The 19,221-nt window shown below is 33.9% G+C and carries 12 protein-coding genes; 8 read left to right on the forward strand and 4 right to left on the reverse strand.

All coding sequences use genetic code 11. The features are described 5' to 3' along the window. Positions 1 to 17 precede the first annotated feature (17 nt). From KMW28_RS08865 to KMW28_RS08890, 6 genes are all read left to right on the forward strand, one after another. Positions 18 to 1,631, forward strand: coding sequence for a RagB/SusD family nutrient uptake outer membrane protein (locus tag KMW28_RS08865; protein WP_169664538.1), 1,614 nt, complete (start codon positions 18 to 20; stop codon positions 1,629 to 1,631). 96 nt (positions 1,632 to 1,727) lie between these two features. Continuing rightward, the gene (locus KMW28_RS08870) at positions 1,728 to 4,979 is read left to right on the forward strand and encodes a glycoside hydrolase family 2 TIM barrel-domain containing protein (protein WP_169664537.1); all 3,252 of its coding nucleotides are present in this window, start codon (positions 1,728 to 1,730) and stop codon (positions 4,977 to 4,979) included. A 64-nt stretch (positions 4,980 to 5,043) separates the two neighbouring features. Next, positions 5,044 to 6,144, forward strand: coding sequence for a phosphotransferase enzyme family protein (locus KMW28_RS08875; protein ID WP_169664536.1), 1,101 nt, complete (start codon positions 5,044 to 5,046; stop codon positions 6,142 to 6,144). 36 nt (positions 6,145 to 6,180) lie between these two features. Continuing rightward, positions 6,181 to 7,200, forward strand: coding sequence for a DUF4922 domain-containing protein (locus KMW28_RS08880; RefSeq protein WP_169664535.1), 1,020 nt, complete (start codon positions 6,181 to 6,183; stop codon positions 7,198 to 7,200). A 136-nt stretch (positions 7,201 to 7,336) separates the two neighbouring features. Further along, positions 7,337 to 8,713, forward strand: a complete 1,377-nt coding sequence (locus KMW28_RS08885; protein WP_169664534.1) for a Gfo/Idh/MocA family protein — start codon at positions 7,337 to 7,339, stop codon at positions 8,711 to 8,713. 71 nt (positions 8,714 to 8,784) lie between these two features. Then, positions 8,785 to 10,638 (forward strand): alpha-1,3-galactosidase-related protein, encoded by a 1,854-nt coding sequence (locus KMW28_RS08890; RefSeq protein WP_169664533.1) that lies wholly within the window; start codon positions 8,785 to 8,787, stop codon positions 10,636 to 10,638. Between the two features lie 91 nt (positions 10,639 to 10,729). Here KMW28_RS08890 and KMW28_RS08895 read toward each other — a convergent pair whose 3' ends face one another. Then, complete coding sequence (locus KMW28_RS08895; RefSeq protein ID WP_169664532.1) at positions 10,730 to 11,992, reverse strand: nucleoside permease; 1,263 nt, start codon at positions 11,990 to 11,992, stop codon at positions 10,730 to 10,732. A gap of 286 nt (positions 11,993 to 12,278) precedes the next feature. Between KMW28_RS08895 and KMW28_RS08900 the strand changes: the two genes are divergently transcribed. Both KMW28_RS08900 and KMW28_RS08905 read left to right on the forward strand, forming a co-directional pair. After that, entirely contained in the window at positions 12,279 to 13,523 is a 1,245-nt protein-coding gene (locus KMW28_RS08900) for an ROK family protein (protein WP_169664531.1), read from the forward strand. A 164-nt stretch (positions 13,524 to 13,687) separates the two neighbouring features. Further along, positions 13,688 to 14,965, forward strand: a complete 1,278-nt coding sequence (locus tag KMW28_RS08905; protein WP_169664530.1) for a DUF3472 domain-containing protein — start codon at positions 13,688 to 13,690, stop codon at positions 14,963 to 14,965. Between the two features lie 28 nt (positions 14,966 to 14,993). Here the strand turns inward: KMW28_RS08905 and KMW28_RS08910 are convergent, their stop codons facing one another. The 3 genes from KMW28_RS08910 to KMW28_RS08920 all read right to left on the reverse strand — a co-directional run bounded on the left by KMW28_RS08910 (position 14,994) and on the right by KMW28_RS08920 (position 19,045). After that, positions 14,994 to 16,190, reverse strand: coding sequence for a Gfo/Idh/MocA family protein (locus KMW28_RS08910; RefSeq protein ID WP_169664529.1), 1,197 nt, complete (start codon positions 16,188 to 16,190; stop codon positions 14,994 to 14,996). Between the two features lie 172 nt (positions 16,191 to 16,362). Continuing rightward, entirely contained in the window at positions 16,363 to 17,655 is a 1,293-nt protein-coding gene (locus tag KMW28_RS08915) for a sensor histidine kinase (RefSeq protein WP_169664528.1), read from the reverse strand. Then, entirely contained in the window at positions 17,642 to 19,045 is a 1,404-nt protein-coding gene (locus tag KMW28_RS08920) for a sigma-54-dependent transcriptional regulator (RefSeq protein WP_169664527.1), read from the reverse strand. The genes KMW28_RS08915 and KMW28_RS08920 overlap by 14 nt, the downstream gene beginning before the upstream one ends. Positions 19,046 to 19,221 lie beyond the last annotated feature (176 nt).

A 19,221-nucleotide genomic window follows, 5' to 3' on the forward strand; every position in this document is an offset into this window, starting at 1 on the left:
CCTAAACTGATAAACAAATGAAAAACATTAAAAATAATATATTCATACTTTTTCTTTTAGTTGGTTTATTAAATAGCTGTAATCTTTTAGACAAAGAGCCATTACATGCAGTAACCGATGAAACCTTCTGGAAGAATGAAGCAGAGGCAAGAGCCTTCTTAAATAATAACTATAACTCTTTAACTCCTTTTTGGCATCTTTATTTAGAAAGTGCTTCAGATAATGGGTATTTAAAATATGCTTGGGAGGGTTCTGATTTAAGAGATTATACAACTGGTAATCATAATGCTTTTACAGGTTTTTGTGATTGGTGGTTTGATTATAAGGATATCAGAAACTGTTACGAATTCTTGGCAAAGATAGACGAAGTGCCAGGTGTTTCTCCCGAATCAAATAAAGAAATGAAGGCGGAGACTTATTTTTTCTTAGCATCCAAATACTTTGATATGTGGAAAGCTTATAGAGAAGTGCCGCTTGTTGATCGTCTTTTAACTGTTCAAGAAGCAGATGTACCTACTTCAAAGGAAGAAGAAATTAAAGCTTTTATCGAAGAACATCTAGATTTAGCAATAGAAGGTTTACCAGAAACAAGTGCAGAAGGTCGATTAACAAAAGGAGCAGCAAGAATGCTTAAAGCTGATTATTTGATTTGGAATCAGGATTATCAAGGTGTTATTGAACAAACTAAGGCGATTATCAATTCAGGAAATTATGCTTTAGAACCTCACTATGAAGATTTATTTCATTCAAGTACACAGGGTGGTACTAAGGAAGTGATTCTTTGGAGAGAGTATAAAAATGGTGTAAACGCAGATTGGGACAACTATACAAATTATATGTTGTTGCCAAATGGATTCCTTGGTGGTTGGTCATCTGTAGCACCAACTCAAGATTTAGTAGATGCTTATGAAGCCAAAGATGGTGTTTATCCATTTACAGATTCACCTTTATATGATGCTGTAAATGATAAGCAAGGATACACAATTAGAGATCCAAGATTTGAGCAATCGATCCTTTACAATGGAACAGTCTATGGAGGCATTCTATATGAGCCTTTAAGGTTAGATGATAATAACCCAAATGTAATTGGTGGTAATAACTGTACTGTAACTGGTTATAACTATAGAAAATATACTGATTTAGATAAGATATCACCATCTCTATGCGATGTGAACAACTACATTTATAGATATGCCGAAACATTATTATTCTTTGCAGAAGCACAAAACGAAGTAAGAGGTCCATCATCAGAAGTGTATAATGCAATAGATCAAGTAAGAGAAAGAGCAGGTATGCCAAAGGTAAATCAGTCGATCTATAATACACAAGTTGCTGTTAGAGAATTGATCCAGAGAGAAAGAAGAGTAGAGTTTGCTGGTGAGCAAAAACGTTTCTGGGATTCATGGAGATGGGGTATGAATCAATTTGGTAACCCTAAACATTGGACAGAAAACTCTTTACAAGTGGATGTCGAATCAGTAGAATATGAGCATTTAGATGGCTCTGTAAGCAGAGATTTCATTAGAGGTAGACGAAATGGTAGCATGGGGAATAGAAACTACGTTTTACCTATTCCACAATCTGCTTTGGATGTTTCGAGAAACATTACACAACACCCTGCATGGAGATAAACATAACAAAGAGAACTAGACTTTCATGTCAAGTTCTCTAGTAAATAAAATGATTACTTATTAAGAAAAAAGATAATTAAACTATCCATAAATAATATGACCAAAAAGATTAACCTATACTGTTTGTTTTTACTAATGCCTTTGTTAATGAATGCACAAGGTAAAATAGACAGAACCCCACATCCATACATCGAGAATCCTAACATGATTCAAGAAAATAAGATGGATACTAGAGTACATTTTGGGGTATTCGATACTTATCCTGAAGCTAAAACCAATACTTTTGAAAAGAGTAAAAACTACTTGTCATTAAACGGAATCTGGAAATTTAATTATGCTGAAAACCCAGATAAAAGACCAGTAGATTTTTACAAGAATGATTTCGATGTTTCCGCTTGGAACGATATCAAGGTGCCTTCAAATTGGGAGGTAGAAGGATTTGGGACGCCAATTTATACCAATCACCCTCACGAGTTCGCCGATTGGAGAAATGATGATTATACTGATTTAAGAAAAGCACAGCCGCCTTATGTTCCTCAAGAGAAAAATCCAGTAGGTTCTTACAAAAGAACTTTTGATATTCCAGCTAACTGGAAGGGTAAAGATGTGATTTTACATATCGGAGCCATCAAATCTGCTGCATTTATTTTTGTGAATGGTGAAAGAGTTGGATATACACAAGGTTCTAAATTGCCTTCAGAATTTAATATCACAAAGTACCTAAAAGAAGGTAAAAACAATGTTGCTTTCGAGGTATACCGTTGGTCGGATGCTTCCTATTTGGAATGTCAAGATTTCTGGAGATTAAGTGGAATTGAAAGAGATGTCTATTTGATCGCTCAACCTAAAGTAGCTGTTAACGATATCAAGATTACTTCTGGACTAACGAATCAGTATAAAGATGGTCAATTCCAATTGTCTGTTAATTTGATCAATACGACTGATGTGGATCAAAAAGCCTCGGTTAAATATCAATTATTTGAATTAGAAACAGGTGAAGAAATCCAAAAAGACAACAAATCAGTTTCTTTATCAAAAGGTCAATTTGATGTTGCTTTCGAGAAAAAAGAATTCAAAGATATCAAGGCATGGTCTGCTGAAGCACCTAATTTGTATCAAGCGATTATCACTTTATCAGATGTAAACGACAAGGTGTTAATGTCTACCTCTCAACGTTTAGGATTTAAATCATCAGAAATTAAAGATGGAAAACTATTGGTAAACGGTCAGCCTGTACTATTGAAAGGAGTGAACCTACATGAGCACAATGCAGAAACTGGTCATGTTATGACAAAAGAACTGATGAGAAAAGACTTAGAGCTAATGAAACAGTTCAATGTCAATGCAGTGAGAACATCTCACTATCCTCAGCCAGAATATTGGTACGACCTGTGTGATGAATATGGTATTTATGTATTGGATGAAGCCAATATTGAATCTCATGGTATGGGCTATAATTTGGCAAAAGGACGTTCATTAGGAAATACTCCATCGTATGAATTGGCACATGTAGATCGTATTAGAAGAATGTATCAACGCGATAAAAACTATGTGAGTGTTATTGGTTGGTCATTAGGAAATGAAGCAGGTAACGGATACAATTTCTATAAAGGTTATCAGTATTTGAAAAGTGTTGACGATCGTCCTGTGCAGTATGAAAGAGCAGGCTTGGAATGGAATACAGATATTTATGTGCCTATGTATCCAAGCGTTGGATATATCGAAAAGTATGCAAAAGAATATTCAGATCGTCCTTTGATTATGTGTGAATATGAGCACTCAATGGGGAACTCTACGGGGAACATGAAAGACTATTGGGATGTGATTGAGAAGTATGAGAATCTTCAAGGTGGATTTATTTGGGATTGGGTAGATCAAGGTATCAAAGTGGAGAAAGATGGTAAGATCATGTATGCTTTTGGTGGCGACTTTGGACCTGAAAATGTACCTACAGATGGAAACTTTCTATTAAACGGAGTAGTGAATTCGGATAGAACACCTCAGCCGGCTTTATATGAAGTTAAAAAGCAATATCAAAATGTGAAATTCGAGGCTGTAGACTTAGAAAAAGGTATTGTGAGGGTGAAAAACTGGAATTACTTTATTGATCTTAGCAAATATCATTTAGAAATCACGGTGACTGCAGATGGTAAAGTAGTAAAACGTTTCCCTTCTCAAATATTAAAAACGAAGCCAACAGAAACAGAGGAACTTACTTTTGATGTTTCTGCAATTAAGCCTTTGGCAAATACAGAATATTACCTTAATCTTTCATTACAATTGATCAATGAGGAGCCTTTCTTACCTAAGAATTTTGAGGTAGCTAAAGAGCAATTCTTATTACCAATTTATAAGAATGAGGAGAAGCCACTTCCTATATATGCAGGTTTAACTCTTGATGAAAATGATGCTGAATTAATTATCAAAAATAGATGGTTGCATCTAGTATTTGATAAAAAAGAAGGTATCATCAAAGAATATACAGTCAATAAAGTAGCTTACCTAAAAGATGGCAAAGGTCCTAAACCAACTTTCTGGCGACCAATCGTAGACAACGATTATGGCAATAAGATGGATGTGAAAAACATCAATTGGAAGAAAGCAACTTATGAAAGTAAGGTAAGTAATGTTTCATCAGAGATGTTGAATAAAGGAACTGCAAGTATTCAAGTGACATTTGATTTAGGAGAGATTGGAACTTCTTGTAATGTGAACTATTTGGTGAACGGAGATGGAAGCATTGATGTAAAAGCAACCTTAGAGGGTAAAGAAGATCTACCTGATTTACCAAGATTTGGTATGGTCATGCAATTGCAAAAACAGTTTGATCAGTTTACTTATTATGGTAAAGGGCCATTCGAAAACTATATAGATCGTAACGATGGAGCATCTGTAAGTGTATATTCAAGCAAAGTGAAAGATCAGTTTGTCGCTTATGAACGTCCTCAAGAAAACGGTCATAAAACGGATGTACAGTGGGCGGCATTAGCAAACTCTAAAGGAAATGCTCTAATGTTTAAGAGTAGCATGAAATTAGGGACAACAGCTTTACATTATACTTCTGAAGATTTGGATGCACGTCCTGGCTACAAATATCCAGAAGTGAGACTGGAGAATAAACACAATTGTGATATTGAAGCTCAAGACCTTGTGGAATGGCATATCGATTATAAGCAAAGAGGTGTTGCGGGTACTGACAGCTGGTACTCAATGCCTTTGGATCAATATGTTATCCAACCAAACGAAAATATTACGTATGAATTTACTTTGGTGCCTATCAAATCGGCATCAGTAAATAAGTACATTCAAACAGCTAAGAAGAAATACAAGAGACTTTCGATTCAATAGCTTAACTATTACCAAAAGTAGGGAGGAAGTCATGTGCTTCTTCCCTTAATAAAACAATGGAACAATGAATAAACTTAACGAGATTTTTTATCAGTTTTTACCAGAGTTTAAAGTAAACAAAATTGCAAAATACGGTTCAGGACATATCAATGATACCTATATGGTAACGATTGACGATAGTGAGACTACATTTATTATGCAAAGGGTAAATCATCAAATTTTTCCAAACGTACCGGAATTGATGAATAATATTTTTGGTGTGACTAATCATTTAAAAACAAAGTTTGAAGAAATGGAAGGGAAAGATCCAAATGTAAATTCCCTCACATTTATCAATACTTTGGATGGAGAAAAGTATCATCAAGATGAAGAAGGGAATTACTGGAGAGTGATGGAAACAATTACACCTGCTAGATCATACGATAAGGTCGAAACAGAGCAACAAGCGTTTCAAGCCGGAGTTGGAATAGGTGAGTTTCAAGCCTTATTATCTGATTTTGATGGTAGTAGTTTATATGAAATCATTCCTAATTTCCATAATATGGAAACTCGATTGGCAACATTTAGAGAAATTGTCAAAAAGGATGTTGTAGGAAGAGTTAGGCTTGCTCAAGAACAAATTCAGTTTGTCGAAAATCGAGCTGAAGAAATGCAAACATTGGTGCGTTTGGGTAAAGAAGGAAAGCTTCCAATCAGAGTAACACATAATGATACAAAGATCAATAATGTTTTATTGGATGAGAACGATGAAGTATTGTGTGTGATCGATTTAGATACCGTAATGCCAGGTTTTGTTCTCTATGATTTTGGTGATGCGATTAGAACTTCTACAAACACAGGAGATGAAGATGATGCCAACTTGGATAATGTGGAAATGGATATCAAATTGTTTACTGCATATACGAAAGGTTTCTTATCGAAAACGGCTAGTAGTTTAACTCCAATAGAAATTGAATACCTTCCTTTATCGGCTAGGATCATGACTTTCATTATTGGTCTACGTTTTATTACGGATTATTTGGATGGCGATAATTATTTTAAAACTCATCATGAACACCATAACCTTCAAAGAGCAAAAGCCCAATTTAAATTGGTGAGCAGTATGGAAAGACAATTTGAGGAGATGCAAAGAGTAGTTCAGGAAGAGGTGACTGTAAATTGTTAAGATCACTCTCTAAAATATTCATTTGATAATCAAAAGATGATGACTATAAATAATAAAATTGATAGCCCGACATATTCTCAAATAAACGAAAAATTGGATCGACAATTAGATGATCTGTATCTGAGATCATTTAACTCGGGTTATTTATCAAAAAATGCCTTGGAAGGGAATGATAGGCTACATTTTTTTGATGTAGACGACGAAATCACCTATAGAATTCAGATCAATCATGTAAGATCAAATTATAGTAAAGCAATGGCAGGAACTAAAAAACCTGCTTTACCCGAAGGAGCCAAATGTCCAATTTGTATCGAAAATGTAGGAGCAGAAGGGAAGGAAAATTTAGAGATTCTGGCATTCAATCTAAAACAAGAAGAATTCTTCATTCAACTGACACCTTTTCCTTTGTATCATCATCATTTTGTGTTGATTACCAAAGAACATCGACCAATGGAAGTGAGCGTTGATAGTTTTAAAAAACAGCTAATGTTTTTACATCAAATGCCTCATTATGTTGTGTGTTCTAACTCGGATAGAGAAGGAGCAGGAGCATCAATTTTGTCACATCTTCACTTTCAAGTATTTAAACAACTACACTTGCCTATTTTCGAGGCTAGAGAAAGACAAGTCAAAACAAATAATAATGAAGCTGAGGTATCAGTCTTAGACTTTCCTCTTACGGTTGTAAAAATTAAAGCAAATTCCGAAGAAATCTTATTAAAATCGTTTGATTCATTTTTAACAAAATGGAGAAGCCAAAATGAAAGAAATTCATTCAATACAGTTTTGAGGTTTCATGAACAAAAATTAGAAGCATATTTAATTTTTAGACATCCTGATTATACAACACCAACTCATCTATTAAAATATAAATATGAGGGAATAGGTGTGATAGAAGCTTGTGGTGAAGGAATTTTTCCAACCCCTGAAGGAAAAGAGGAGATGGAAATTAATAATGATATAAGAAAAAAAGGGAAAGAGATTTTAAAGGAAATGTTGTCACATCTCAATCCTTTAAATGAACATCAAATGAAAACATTTCTATCTGATATTTGATGAAAAATCAAGATATTAGTTAATATTAAGAAATTAAATTTCTAATTATTGACTAATAAATAATAAATATTATAAATTTAAGTCAAACTTAGTAACAACAGATTTATTACTTAATAGAATCATAAATTAACAAGACATGCACAATCGTAGAGACTTTTTAAAAACAGCAACTATTGCAGGGTTAGGCACTATGATGTCACCTTCTATGGCATTTGGAAAGAGTAAAGGAGAGAAAGTGAAAATAGCACTAATTGGTGTAGGTGAAAGAGGAATATGGCACTTGAATAATGCATTGTATAGAGATGATACAGAGGTAGTAGCAATCTGTGATATTAGTGATAAAGCCATTAAAAAATCATTAAAATATTTTGATAAACATGGCAAAAAACATCCTAAGATTTTCGGTAAGAATGAGCACGATTACCGTAATATGTTAGAGATGAAAGAAATTCAAGGGGTAATTATTTCAACTCCTTGGGTATGGCATACACCAATGTCTGTGGACTCTATGAAAGCTGGGAAATTTACCGGTGTTGAAGTTTCTGCGGCTATGACTTTACAAGAATGTTGGGATCTAGTCAATGTTCATGAGGAGACAGGTTCGCATTTGATGATTTTGGAGAATGTATGTTACCGAAGAGATGTAATGGCAGTACTCCGAATGGTTAGAGAAGGCTTGTTTGGTGAGGCTATTCATGCACGTTGTGGTTATCAGCACGATCTACGCCATGTGAAATTTAATAACGGAGAACAACCTTACGGTGGAGGAGTAGAGTTTGGTGAAAAAGGATTCTCAGAAGCAGAATGGAGAACGTATCATTCACTTCATAAAAATGGAGATCTTTATCCAACACACGGTATTGGACCAATTGCTTTGTATATGGATATCAACCGTGGAAATAGATTTAATACAATCTCCTCTTTTGCAACTAAAGCGAGAGGCTTGAATGATTATATTATTAAAAATGGAGGTAAAGATCACCCTAATGCAAATTTAGATTGGAAGTTAGGTGATATTGTTACTTCAACAATTTCAACAGCAAATGGAGAAACTATTATCGTTACTCATGATACAAACTTACCTCGTCCATATTCATTAGGCTTCCGTTTTCAAGGAACCAATGGTTTATGGCAACATGAAGATGGTTATGCTGCTGGACCAGGAGGTAATTTGATGCACATTGCTGGAAAATCAAAGGATCACCAATGGGATCAAGCGAAAGATTGGTTGGATAAATACGACCATCCAAGCTGGCAAAAATATGGAGAAACTGCAGAAGGAGCAGGCCATGGAGGTATGGACTTCTTTATTATGCATGAGTTTGTATTGTCCATCAAGAACAACATTGCCCCTCCAATGGATGCTTATGATGCAGCGGCTTGGTCAGCAATTACTCCTTTATCGGAAAGATCTATTGAAGAAGGCGGAGCAGTACAGCATTTCCCTGACTTCACTAGAGGAAAATGGTTTAAGAGAAAGCCCGTTTTCGGAAATAACGAACTTTATTTATAAACACATATATAAATTCTTCACAAAAGGGTATTGGTTTCAGCCGGTGCCCTTTTTTTAAATCAATACAAAACATGAAATCAATTTACTATCTATTATTCTTTGTAATGATGGGATGTTCTATTCCTAAATCGGGGGAGGTTTTAATAATTAACTTGGAAGAATATGGAATCCTCCCAAACCAAAATCAATCCATCACAAAAGAGATCAACCAAGTCATAAAGGATTTACCTGATCAACCTGTAGAATTAGTGTTTTCTAAAGGGTATTATCATTTTAGACCCAATAAAGAGTATCAGAAAGAATATTTCGAAACGAATACCTATGATGTTAACCCTAAAAATTTAGCAGTCTTTTTATCAAATAGAAAGGACATTACTATTAATGGACAAGGAAGTGAATTTATATTTCATGACCATATTCAGCCTTTCACTTTAGATAATTGTGAGAATGTTCAGCTTATCAATTTCTCTATCGATTGGGAGCAACCTTTAACTGCAGAAGGAAGAATCGTTTATTCTAATGAAAAAGATATTGTGTTAGAGATTGATCAGAAACAGTTTCCATATGAAGTTCAAAAAGATGGAATATTATTCAAAACAGCTAATTGGGAAGAGAAATGGAGGGTTTCAGGTGGTTCTTGGCTAATAGAATATACTCCCGATCAAATTATCCCAGCGAACACTGGAGATGCAGGTTCTGTTAAAGGTGATTTGAAAAATGTGGTTTATAATGATTTAGGAAATGGGCGTGTTCAGTTAAGTGGTGATTTTACTAAATATCCAACGGAAGGTAATTATTGGATTATGCGACATAGTACTCGTGACCATGCCGGTATTTTTAGTTTTCATAGTAAAAACGTTCACATTGAAAATGTGGATGTTTACCATACTGCAGGTCTAGGTATTCTTTTTCAATACACAGATAATGTTGTCATAAAAGACGTCAATATAGTACCTAACCCAAAGAAGAATCGATATTTATCAGGTCATGATGATGGCTTACATTTTATGGGTTGTAAAGGACATATTACTATTGATAATTATAAAGCAATGGGTTTAATGGATGACGCCATTAATATTCATGGAACCTATGTGCCAGTATCAAAAAGAGTGGACGATTACACTTTGATTTGTAATTATGCACATGACATGAGTAAAGGATTAATATGGGGGCAAAATGGTGATTCAATTAGTATAGTATTTAAAGAAAATATGAAAAGTGATCATATCAATACCCTAAAATCATTTGATGTATTGGATGATCAACGTTTCCAGCTTACTTTTAATGAGAAACTTCCTGAAGATGTTAGTTCTCAATATTCATTGGAAAACCTAACATGGACCCCTTCAGTATTGATTACAAATTCTTATGCTGGGAGTAATAGGGCAAGAGGTTATCTGATTTCAACACCCAAAAAAGTAGTTATAGAGAATAATGTTTTTCAGACAAGCGGTAGTGCAATTCTAATTGCCGGAGATGCAAATTATTGGTATGAGAGTGGTGCTGTGAAAGATGTGCTTATCAAAAACAATACTTTTGAAGCAGAATGTAATTCCTCAAATTATCAGTTTTGTAAGGCTATAATAAGCATTTACCCAGAAATTCCATCTGTTGATGAATCTTCTCTTTATCATCAAAATATACAAATTGTTGGCAATACATTTTCTCCTTCAGATAAAGCATTACTATATGCTATATCAGTAGATCATTTAAAATTTGAATCTAATATTATCAACAAAGGAAATGCTTTTATGCCATGGAGAAATGACTCCCCAGGATTTCATCTTATTGGATGTAAAAATGTGAGCATTAAAGAGAATGAGATAGATAAAGATGTATTGAGCAAATCATTGAAGATTGAAAAAATGCAAGTATCAGACTTATCTAATGTGCAATCAGAATTGAGTGAGAAAGTAATTTTGTGAAAATGCTTTTAAAGTAATTCCACAAAAAAAGAAAGAGGTTGTTCCATAACTAAATGGAACAACCTCTTTCAATATATAAATACTTTATATCTTAATGACTAAAGCTTTCTACTTCTTTTGGATCGTGTTTGTGCTTAAATGTAACCGCAAATAAGATGGCAACAACTAATGAATAAGCAGCAAATGCAAACCAAATGTTTGGCCAATCGCGTACACTATTTCCGTTTTCAGTAATGGTGAAGAATTTATCAATAACTACTCCGGAAACTGATGAACCTAAAACAGCACCAAAACCATTGGTCATCATCATAAATAAACCTTGAGCTGATGCTCTAATTTTTTCATCTGTTTGAGATTCCACATAAAGAGAACCAGAAATGTTGAAGAAATCGAAGGCCATACCGTATACAATACAAGATATAATAATCCAAACTAAACCACTTCCAGGATCACCAATACCAAACAATCCGAATCTAAGTACCCAAGCAAACATACTCATGAGCATCACGTTTTTGATACCAAAACGCTTTAAGAAGAATGGAATTGCAAGGATAAATAAAGTCTCAGAAACCTGAGAAATTGACATGATGATGGCTGGATATTTTACAGCAATACTATCAGCAAATAAAGGATTACTATCAAATTCGTGTAAGAAGATATCTCCGTACGCATTCGTTAATTGTAATGCAGCCCCCAAAAGCATTGAGAAAATAAAGAACAATGCCATCTTCTTTTGTTTGAATAACTGGAATGCATCTAAACCTAATGCTTCAACAAATGACTTTTCAGATCCACCTTTGTTTGTATCACATTTAGGTAAAAAGAAAGAATATATACCAAGTAATGCAGAAGCAGCAGCAGCAACATAAAATTGTGCCGCAGAAGTTTCAATTTTAGCTAAACTAACTGTCCACATTGCCACAATAAAACCTACTGTACCCCAAACTCGAATAGGAGGGTAAACTTTTACAATATCCATGTTGTTTTTTGTCAGTGCCGAGTAGGCGACTGTAATGGATAAAGAAATGGTGGGCATGTAGAATATCATGTTAATCAACATCACCACAAAAAACATAGATGGAGAAGCCACTTCTGGAAGTAAGCAAAGAATTACCGCACCAATAATGTGGAAAATTCCTAATAGTTTTTCAGCACCTATTAATCTATCTGCTATAATACCTGAAATTGCAGGCATGAAAATAGACGCTATACCCATAGTTGAGAAGATGGCACCAAATTCAGTACCCGACCATTCCATGGTTTTAAACCAATAGCCTCCAATTGTAATCAACCAAGCCCCCCAAATAAAGAACTGTAAAAAGTTCATGATCGTAAGGCGTAATTTTAAACTCATATTTTTTGATGATAATTGAATAAAATGTAACGGCTACAAATATAATTTTTCTTTAGTATTAATAATGATGACGAAAGATATATTAAAATAAATAATTGTTTTGTTTTGAATTTATTAACCGCTTCAGATTTTTCGTTATTAATTAAATGTGCTTCAAAAACATAGTAAAATCTATTTAAAATGGGTTTTTGAACCTGAATTGGGTTATTTTTTTGAATTATTTTTTCAATTAGGGATAATAAATAATTTATTTTATTAATTTTATATTGAACAAATAACTATTTGAATGACTAGACAAGAGAATACAAAGAAAGTTGGAAAAGTAACTATCAAAAATCAAATTAGAAAGAACCAAATTTTACAACTTTTACTAAAAGAGGGGATGTTGTCACCTTCGGAAGTGACTTCAAAAACGGAGTTGACTTTACCAATGTCTTCTTCGTTAATGAAAGAACTAGCTAAGGACGGATATATCAAGTTAGATGAAAACAATTATGGAAATAATGTGGGTAGACCACCTACTTCTTATAGTATTGATCCTGAAGGAGGATTTTTTATAGGTGTTGAAATTGGATTAAGAAAAACAAGAGTGATACTACTTGATCTACAGAATAAAGAAAGACATTTCCATTCTCAAGATACTTTAAATTTAAAAGATTCAAAGGCCTGTATAGATGATGTCATTTCAATTGTAAAAAACATTATCAAATCACAGAAAATACCTCAAAACCGACTTTTTGGAATTGGGTTAGCTGTACCTGGCTTAGTGAACAATAAATTAGGTCGCTCCATATCTTATTTTAATGATTTGAATATGTCATTAAAAGAATATATGGTTGAGGCTTTAGGTGTGAACGTTGAAATTGAAAACGACGTGAATGCTATGAGTTTAGGAGAGAAGTATTTTGGTGATGCAAAAGATGTAAATGATGCTTTAGCTATTAATTTAGATAAAGGTATTGGTATGGGCTTAATTATAAATGGTGCATTATATACGGGTGCAAATGGTCTTGCTGGGGAGTTAGGACACATTCGTTTTGAAGATAATAACGATATGTGTTACTGTGGAAAGAGAGGTTGCCTCGAACTATATGCTTCTGGTGAGGCTATTTCTAACAAAATGAAAGACTTTCTTGCCAATAATCCGTCTCCTCGTATTCAAAAAATACTGTCTGATTTAAATAAAGAAGAAGTAGACCTAGATGCTTTTGTAGAAATTGTATTATCAGGTGATCAAATAGGTATAGAATACATTGAACAGGCCGGTACTTCTATTGGGCGAGCTTTGGGTGTTTTGATAAACTTGTTCAATCCTCAAAAAATAATTTTGGGAGGAAAATTAAGTCAACTAAAAGAGTATATTTTATTCCCTGTGAAATCATCTGTAATCAAACATTCATTACCAGAATCTTTTGCACAAACCACAATTTCGTACTCTAAGATTAGAAGAAAAGCGGGTAGTTTAGGGGCAACAACTCTTGTAAGTAATAAGATCTTTTTGCCATCAAAGGCGGCATTACAATACGTTTAACAGTTTAGTGAAATCATATCATCAGAATCACTTAGAAATATTTTATAATAAAAATTATATATTAAGAGGTGTTAGTTCATTAATTGAAAGGAATTTTTGATTGATCAACTATTTACACTCTAAAAGAGATCACCTAAATTGTATTAATTTAAAACTAATTATCAATGAAAAAACTGATTTATCTTTCTTTCATCATCGTTTTTTGGGGTTGTACTGCTAACGATCAATCTGAAAAACATATTTACTCCATCGAATTTGCATCAAATGCATTTTATAAAAATGATGACATCTCTCCATCTATAGAGGAGATGATCAATTGGAATGGAGATAAAGACATAGAACTTTATTTTTATATGGAGAATAAAGGTGATGTTCGACTTTTTTTCAACGGTAAATCAGAAAAAGAAAATTCACTTAAAGTGATTTTTAATAATAAAGAAGTGACATTGAAATTGGATCCAAAGTTTGGAAGACATGACATAGGTTTATTTGAAATTAAAGAAAAGGGATATCAAAAAGTAATTATTAAAAATTTGAATAATATTTCGACATCCATCGTAAATGTGGAAGCAGAAATAGATGTATCAAATGTTATATACGGTGTGCCACCAGAAAATTCACATTTTGGAAAAAGAGGACCATCCACTCATTGGAAATATGTGCTTCCTAATGAAGCAAAGGACAAAGATATTAAATGGTATTACAGCGAAATAGAAGTACCGCAAGGGCAAGACGTTATTGGTTCTTATTATATGGCCAATGGTTTTGGTCAGGGCTATTATGGTATACAAGTAAACAGCGAAAAGGAAAGACGAATTTTATTTTCAGTTTGGAGTCCATTTGAAACAGATAATCCGGACTATGTTCCTGATGGACAAAAAATCAAACTTCTTGGAAAAGGAAAAGATGTTTATACAGGTAAATTTGGAAATGAAGGATCAGGAGGTCAAAGTTACTTAGTGTATCCTTGGAAGGCAGCTAAGACGTATGGATTCTTATTAAAAGGAGAACCAATCGATGAAGATCACACACAATTCTCTGCTTATTTCCATGATCAAGAGAAGGGAGAATGGTTATTTATCGCAAGCTTTTCTAGGCCTAAAACGCACACTTATTTAACCAACTTTTATTCCTTCCTAGAGAATTTTATTCCAAGTCAAGGGAACAAATCAAGAATAGCATATTATAAAAATCAGTGGGTGATGGATAAAGACAATAATTGGTATGAGGTGACAGATGCTGAGTTTTCTGCTGATGCTACTGCGAGACAAAAACATCGATTTGATTATCAAGGAGGATTAATTGATGGAAAGTTATATTTGAGAAGTTGTGGATTCTTTGATAATACAACGGCTATTGGATTACCATTTAAAAGAGAAAGTATTTTAAAAACACCACCTTCATTTAATCCTGATACCATAGAAAATGAAGTAATACAATAAATATTTTGGCGATGGAAACATCGCCTTTTTATTGACTAAAATCTGGGAATTCTAATGTTTTGCTTCCATTTCTAATGGATTCCTCCGATAAAGGTGATATGGCCAACCATGTTAGCATATCGTATAAATCAAATTCAGGTTTTCTTTGTGCTTTAATGGAAGAAATAAACTCTCTCAAAACAAAGTAATCCATTTGATGACGAGCAGTTTTGGCTGCTTCATATTGGAGGTTTTTCCAATCATCATGATCAAACTCATTAAATATTCTATGAGAATTTTTCATCCATTCATCGTTATCACAGTAATCCTCTAGATGAAGATGATTACCATGTTCCTGTATCCAAACTCCTTTTGTACCTTGAACTCTAAACCCTAGAGAATAAGGTCTTGGCAGGTTAGTATTGTGTGTTAGGAGTATAGTTTCGGCATTTGAGGTGGTTATTGTTGATGTAATCACATCTCCCAAAATGTATTGATCTTTAGCATTTGGATGATGCTTTCCTTCATTTTTCTCTACATAAGATTTTAATCCAACTGATTTACTGGCATGAGAAACAATAGACGTGAATTTATTGCCTTTATTGATATTCAAAATACTTGATATTGGCCCAATGCCATGAGTAGGGTAAAGATCTCCATTTCTCGTAATCGAGTGTTTCGTTCGCCAGCTTGCCTCTCCATTTACGCCTCTTCCGAAATTCATTTCTTTGTCGAATTTTATTGGACGCAAATCGTGTTCATAACCGCCTCTACAATGTACTAACTCTCCAAACACTCCTTTATCCACCATGTTTTTTACAGCCATCACATCTCTATGGTAACAGGTATTTTCCAGGAGCATACATTCAGCACCACTTTTTTCTTTAATTTCTTTGAGTCGATACAATTGCTCTAAACAAGTGGCACTTGCTGCTTCAATACCTACATAAATTGGAAAAGATAAAGCATAGGAACTGATGTCAAAAAAATAATCCCAAGGGACTGAAATAATCACAGCATCTAAAGAATGATGATTCAATAAATCTTTGTAGCCATCTTCATTAGAATAAAATTTAGGGTGTTCTTTTCGATATTTATCAAATAAAAGCTTTCCGTCTGATATTGAAGCATTGTTAGGTTCTGCAATACCAATTATTCTCACATCATTTCTTTGTAAACAGTTTTCTAGATGAATAATTCCACGATAGCCAATCCCTATAAGTCCTATGTTAAGTAAGTCGTTCATTTCTCATTATTAATTCTTTCCAAAGATAAAATCTTAAAGAATTATATATTCTCTTGTTTAGGAATCTTGTATTTTTTTAACCAAAAATCTATTAGGCAAAGTCTAAAAGAATTATCAACTAAAGTCACAAAGACTCGGCAGAGATTCAGTACATACAGGAAGAAGAATGTAACTATTTATAATAAATATCAAACTGTGCTCCTTCATGTAAGGAATGCAGTTTAAAGTCCCATTTGTGTTTCACTAAGACTTCTCTACAAATCATTAAACCAATTCCCTGACCTGTAGGCTTACTACTATAAAACGGAGTAAACAATTTTTGCTCAACTTCTTCAGGGATTTTTGGTCCTGAATTCCAGATACTCAATACGTTTCCTTCAGTAGAAATTTTTATCACACGTTCATTCTCCGATTCCAATAAAGCCTCTTTAGCGTTCTTAAGGATGTTGATAAACAACTGCTCAATGAGTGTTTCATCACCTTTCACGACAATAGAGTTGTTGACTTCATTTACAATATAGATGTCATCAGCTTCAAAAGTAGAGGCGTAGATTCTGATGATATCATCAATACTACTTTTTAAATCGATTTCTTTTAGAACCGGTTCAGGGACTTTCACAACAGAAGCAAAATTCTTCATGAATGTCGCCATATTATCGTTTCTGTTTTTTACTACCTCCAAAGCTTCATCATAATCATCTTTTAAGTCCTCGTCTGCTAATGGAAAATATTTTAAAGAATCGATATAAGAATTGATGGCACCCACAGAGTTATTAACTTCATGGCTCATCATTCGAATCACTTTACTATACGCTTGTTTTTCCGTTTTCAAGTCGTCTAAATAAGAGTCTTGAAGGATAATGAATTGCTGAGGAAAACCTTGGAAAATAAAGGAAGATTTAAAACATCTATACTTTCTGCCTCCACTTAATTGTATTTCTGAAGGATAGTTTAATGGAATTTTAGCAAGTTTATCCAATAAAAGAATATTGGTTTCTTCAAGACCTAACAATTGTATTTTATCAAAATCTATTTCTAAATATTGAAGTGCCGATGGATTAGCTTGAATAATTTTTTCGTCGTGATCTAAAATGATAATGCCTTGAGGTGTGGCTTTTATCAGCTGATCCAGAAAGTAGCTTTGCTCTCTTTGTGATAACCGTTCTTTATGAATTCTATCGATAATCTGATTAAAGACTTCAACCAATTGATTGACCACGGGGTGAGGAGTAGGGAGTAATCTACTTTGGAAATCATTGTTTTTTAATAATCGCAAAGCATTGTTCAACTCCTTCAGCGGCTTATTGATAAACAACCAAAGGCGAAGAATCCAAATAGATAATGCAACAGAAACCACCTCGGCAAGTAAAAACAAGTGAGGGTGTGTTTCGCGAATAGGAAAAGTGATTCCAATAAGTGTTCCTACTGTAAAAAGAGCCAGTAAACTATATTCAATTTTGAGCATCCGTTATCCCGTATTTTTCAATTTTTCTGTAAAGTGCATTTCTAGAAATCCCTAATTGCTTAGCAGCAGGTGCAATCTTATAACGATTTTCTTTTAAGGCATTTTTGATCATAATGATTTCCATTTCCTCTAAAGTCATGCCTTCAGGAACGATTTCTTCTTTGATTTCATCGTTTTGGAATGCATTGATGTTGGTAGGGTTATTTTCAAAATCACTAATCTGAAGTTGATCATTGATGCTCATCAAAACAGTACTTTCCACCCAGTTTTTCAACTCTCTGATATTTCCCTTAAGTGGTTGTTTTTGAAGCCATTTTAAGGCTTCATCCGTAATCACTTTATTTTGAATTCCATAAGTGCTACAAATATTCTCTAAGAAATGATTCGCTAACAAAGGAATATCACTTTTTCTTTCTCTTAGAGATGGAAGATATACCGTAATAAGGTTGATTCTAAAGAATAAGTCCTCTCTAAATTTCCCTTCTTTTACTAATTCCGGTAATACTTTATTCGTTGCAGAGACTACTCTAAAGTTTGAAGAAACCGTTTTTGATGATCCCAAAGGTTCATACTTACGTTCTTGCAATACTCGAAGTAATTTTACTTGGGAGGCAAGGTCTAATTCACCCATTTCATCCAAGAAAATACTACCCTCGTTGGCAATGCTAAAACGACCTTCACGATCGGAATGTGCGCCAGTAAAAGCACCTTTTTTATGACCAAACATTTCCGATTCGAATAGGGAAGAGGAAATACCACCAAGGTTTACTTTGACGAATTCTTTATCTTTTCGGCTACTATTTTTATGTATTGCTTCGGCAATTAATTCTTTACCGGTACCACTTTCTCCCATAATTAAAATAGGAGCATCAGTTTTAGCCACTCGTCCAACTGTTTGTAAGACTTGTAATAGTTTGGGATCTTGACCTACAATAGAAGCGATATCAAATTCTTTTTCGAGTTGCTTACGTGTGGCCGATTTTTCTATTTTCTGAGGGATGTGCTTATTTTTCTCTACTTCAATAGCTCCCTGTATACACTTCAATAAATGATCATTCTCCCAAGGTTTATTGATGAAGTCAGAAGCACCTAATTTCATACCTTCAATAGCCAATTGCATCGAACCCCAACCAGTAAACAATACTACAGGCAGATTGGGTTGCACCTTTTTGATTTGTTTTAAAGCTTCTAATCCTTCCTCACCGGTGGTTTCCACTTTAAAGTTCATATCCAAAAGAACACAAGCAAAATCAAATTCTTTGAGTAATGCCAAACCATCCTTTGGATGTGGGGCTAATAATGGTTTAAAACCCTGAAGTTTAAGAAATAGACCGATGGATTTACGAACGGCGTCGTCATCATCGATGATTAGTATATGGGAGTTTGTCATAATTAAAATTGTAAACCGATAAAGATACATCAGATGATGATTTAATGCCACAAATGATCTCTGATTTATCGTTTTTTATCAGCAACTTTTCTGCAATTTTTAAGGCTAAACATTCTTCTGCTGATGATTTATTATGAAATATAATTTTATGACAAAGTATGGATGGAAACTTTCCA

It is taken from the genome of Flammeovirga yaeyamensis, from assembly GCF_018736045.1.
Classification (GTDB): Bacteria; Bacteroidota; Bacteroidia; order Cytophagales; family Flammeovirgaceae; genus Flammeovirga; species Flammeovirga yaeyamensis.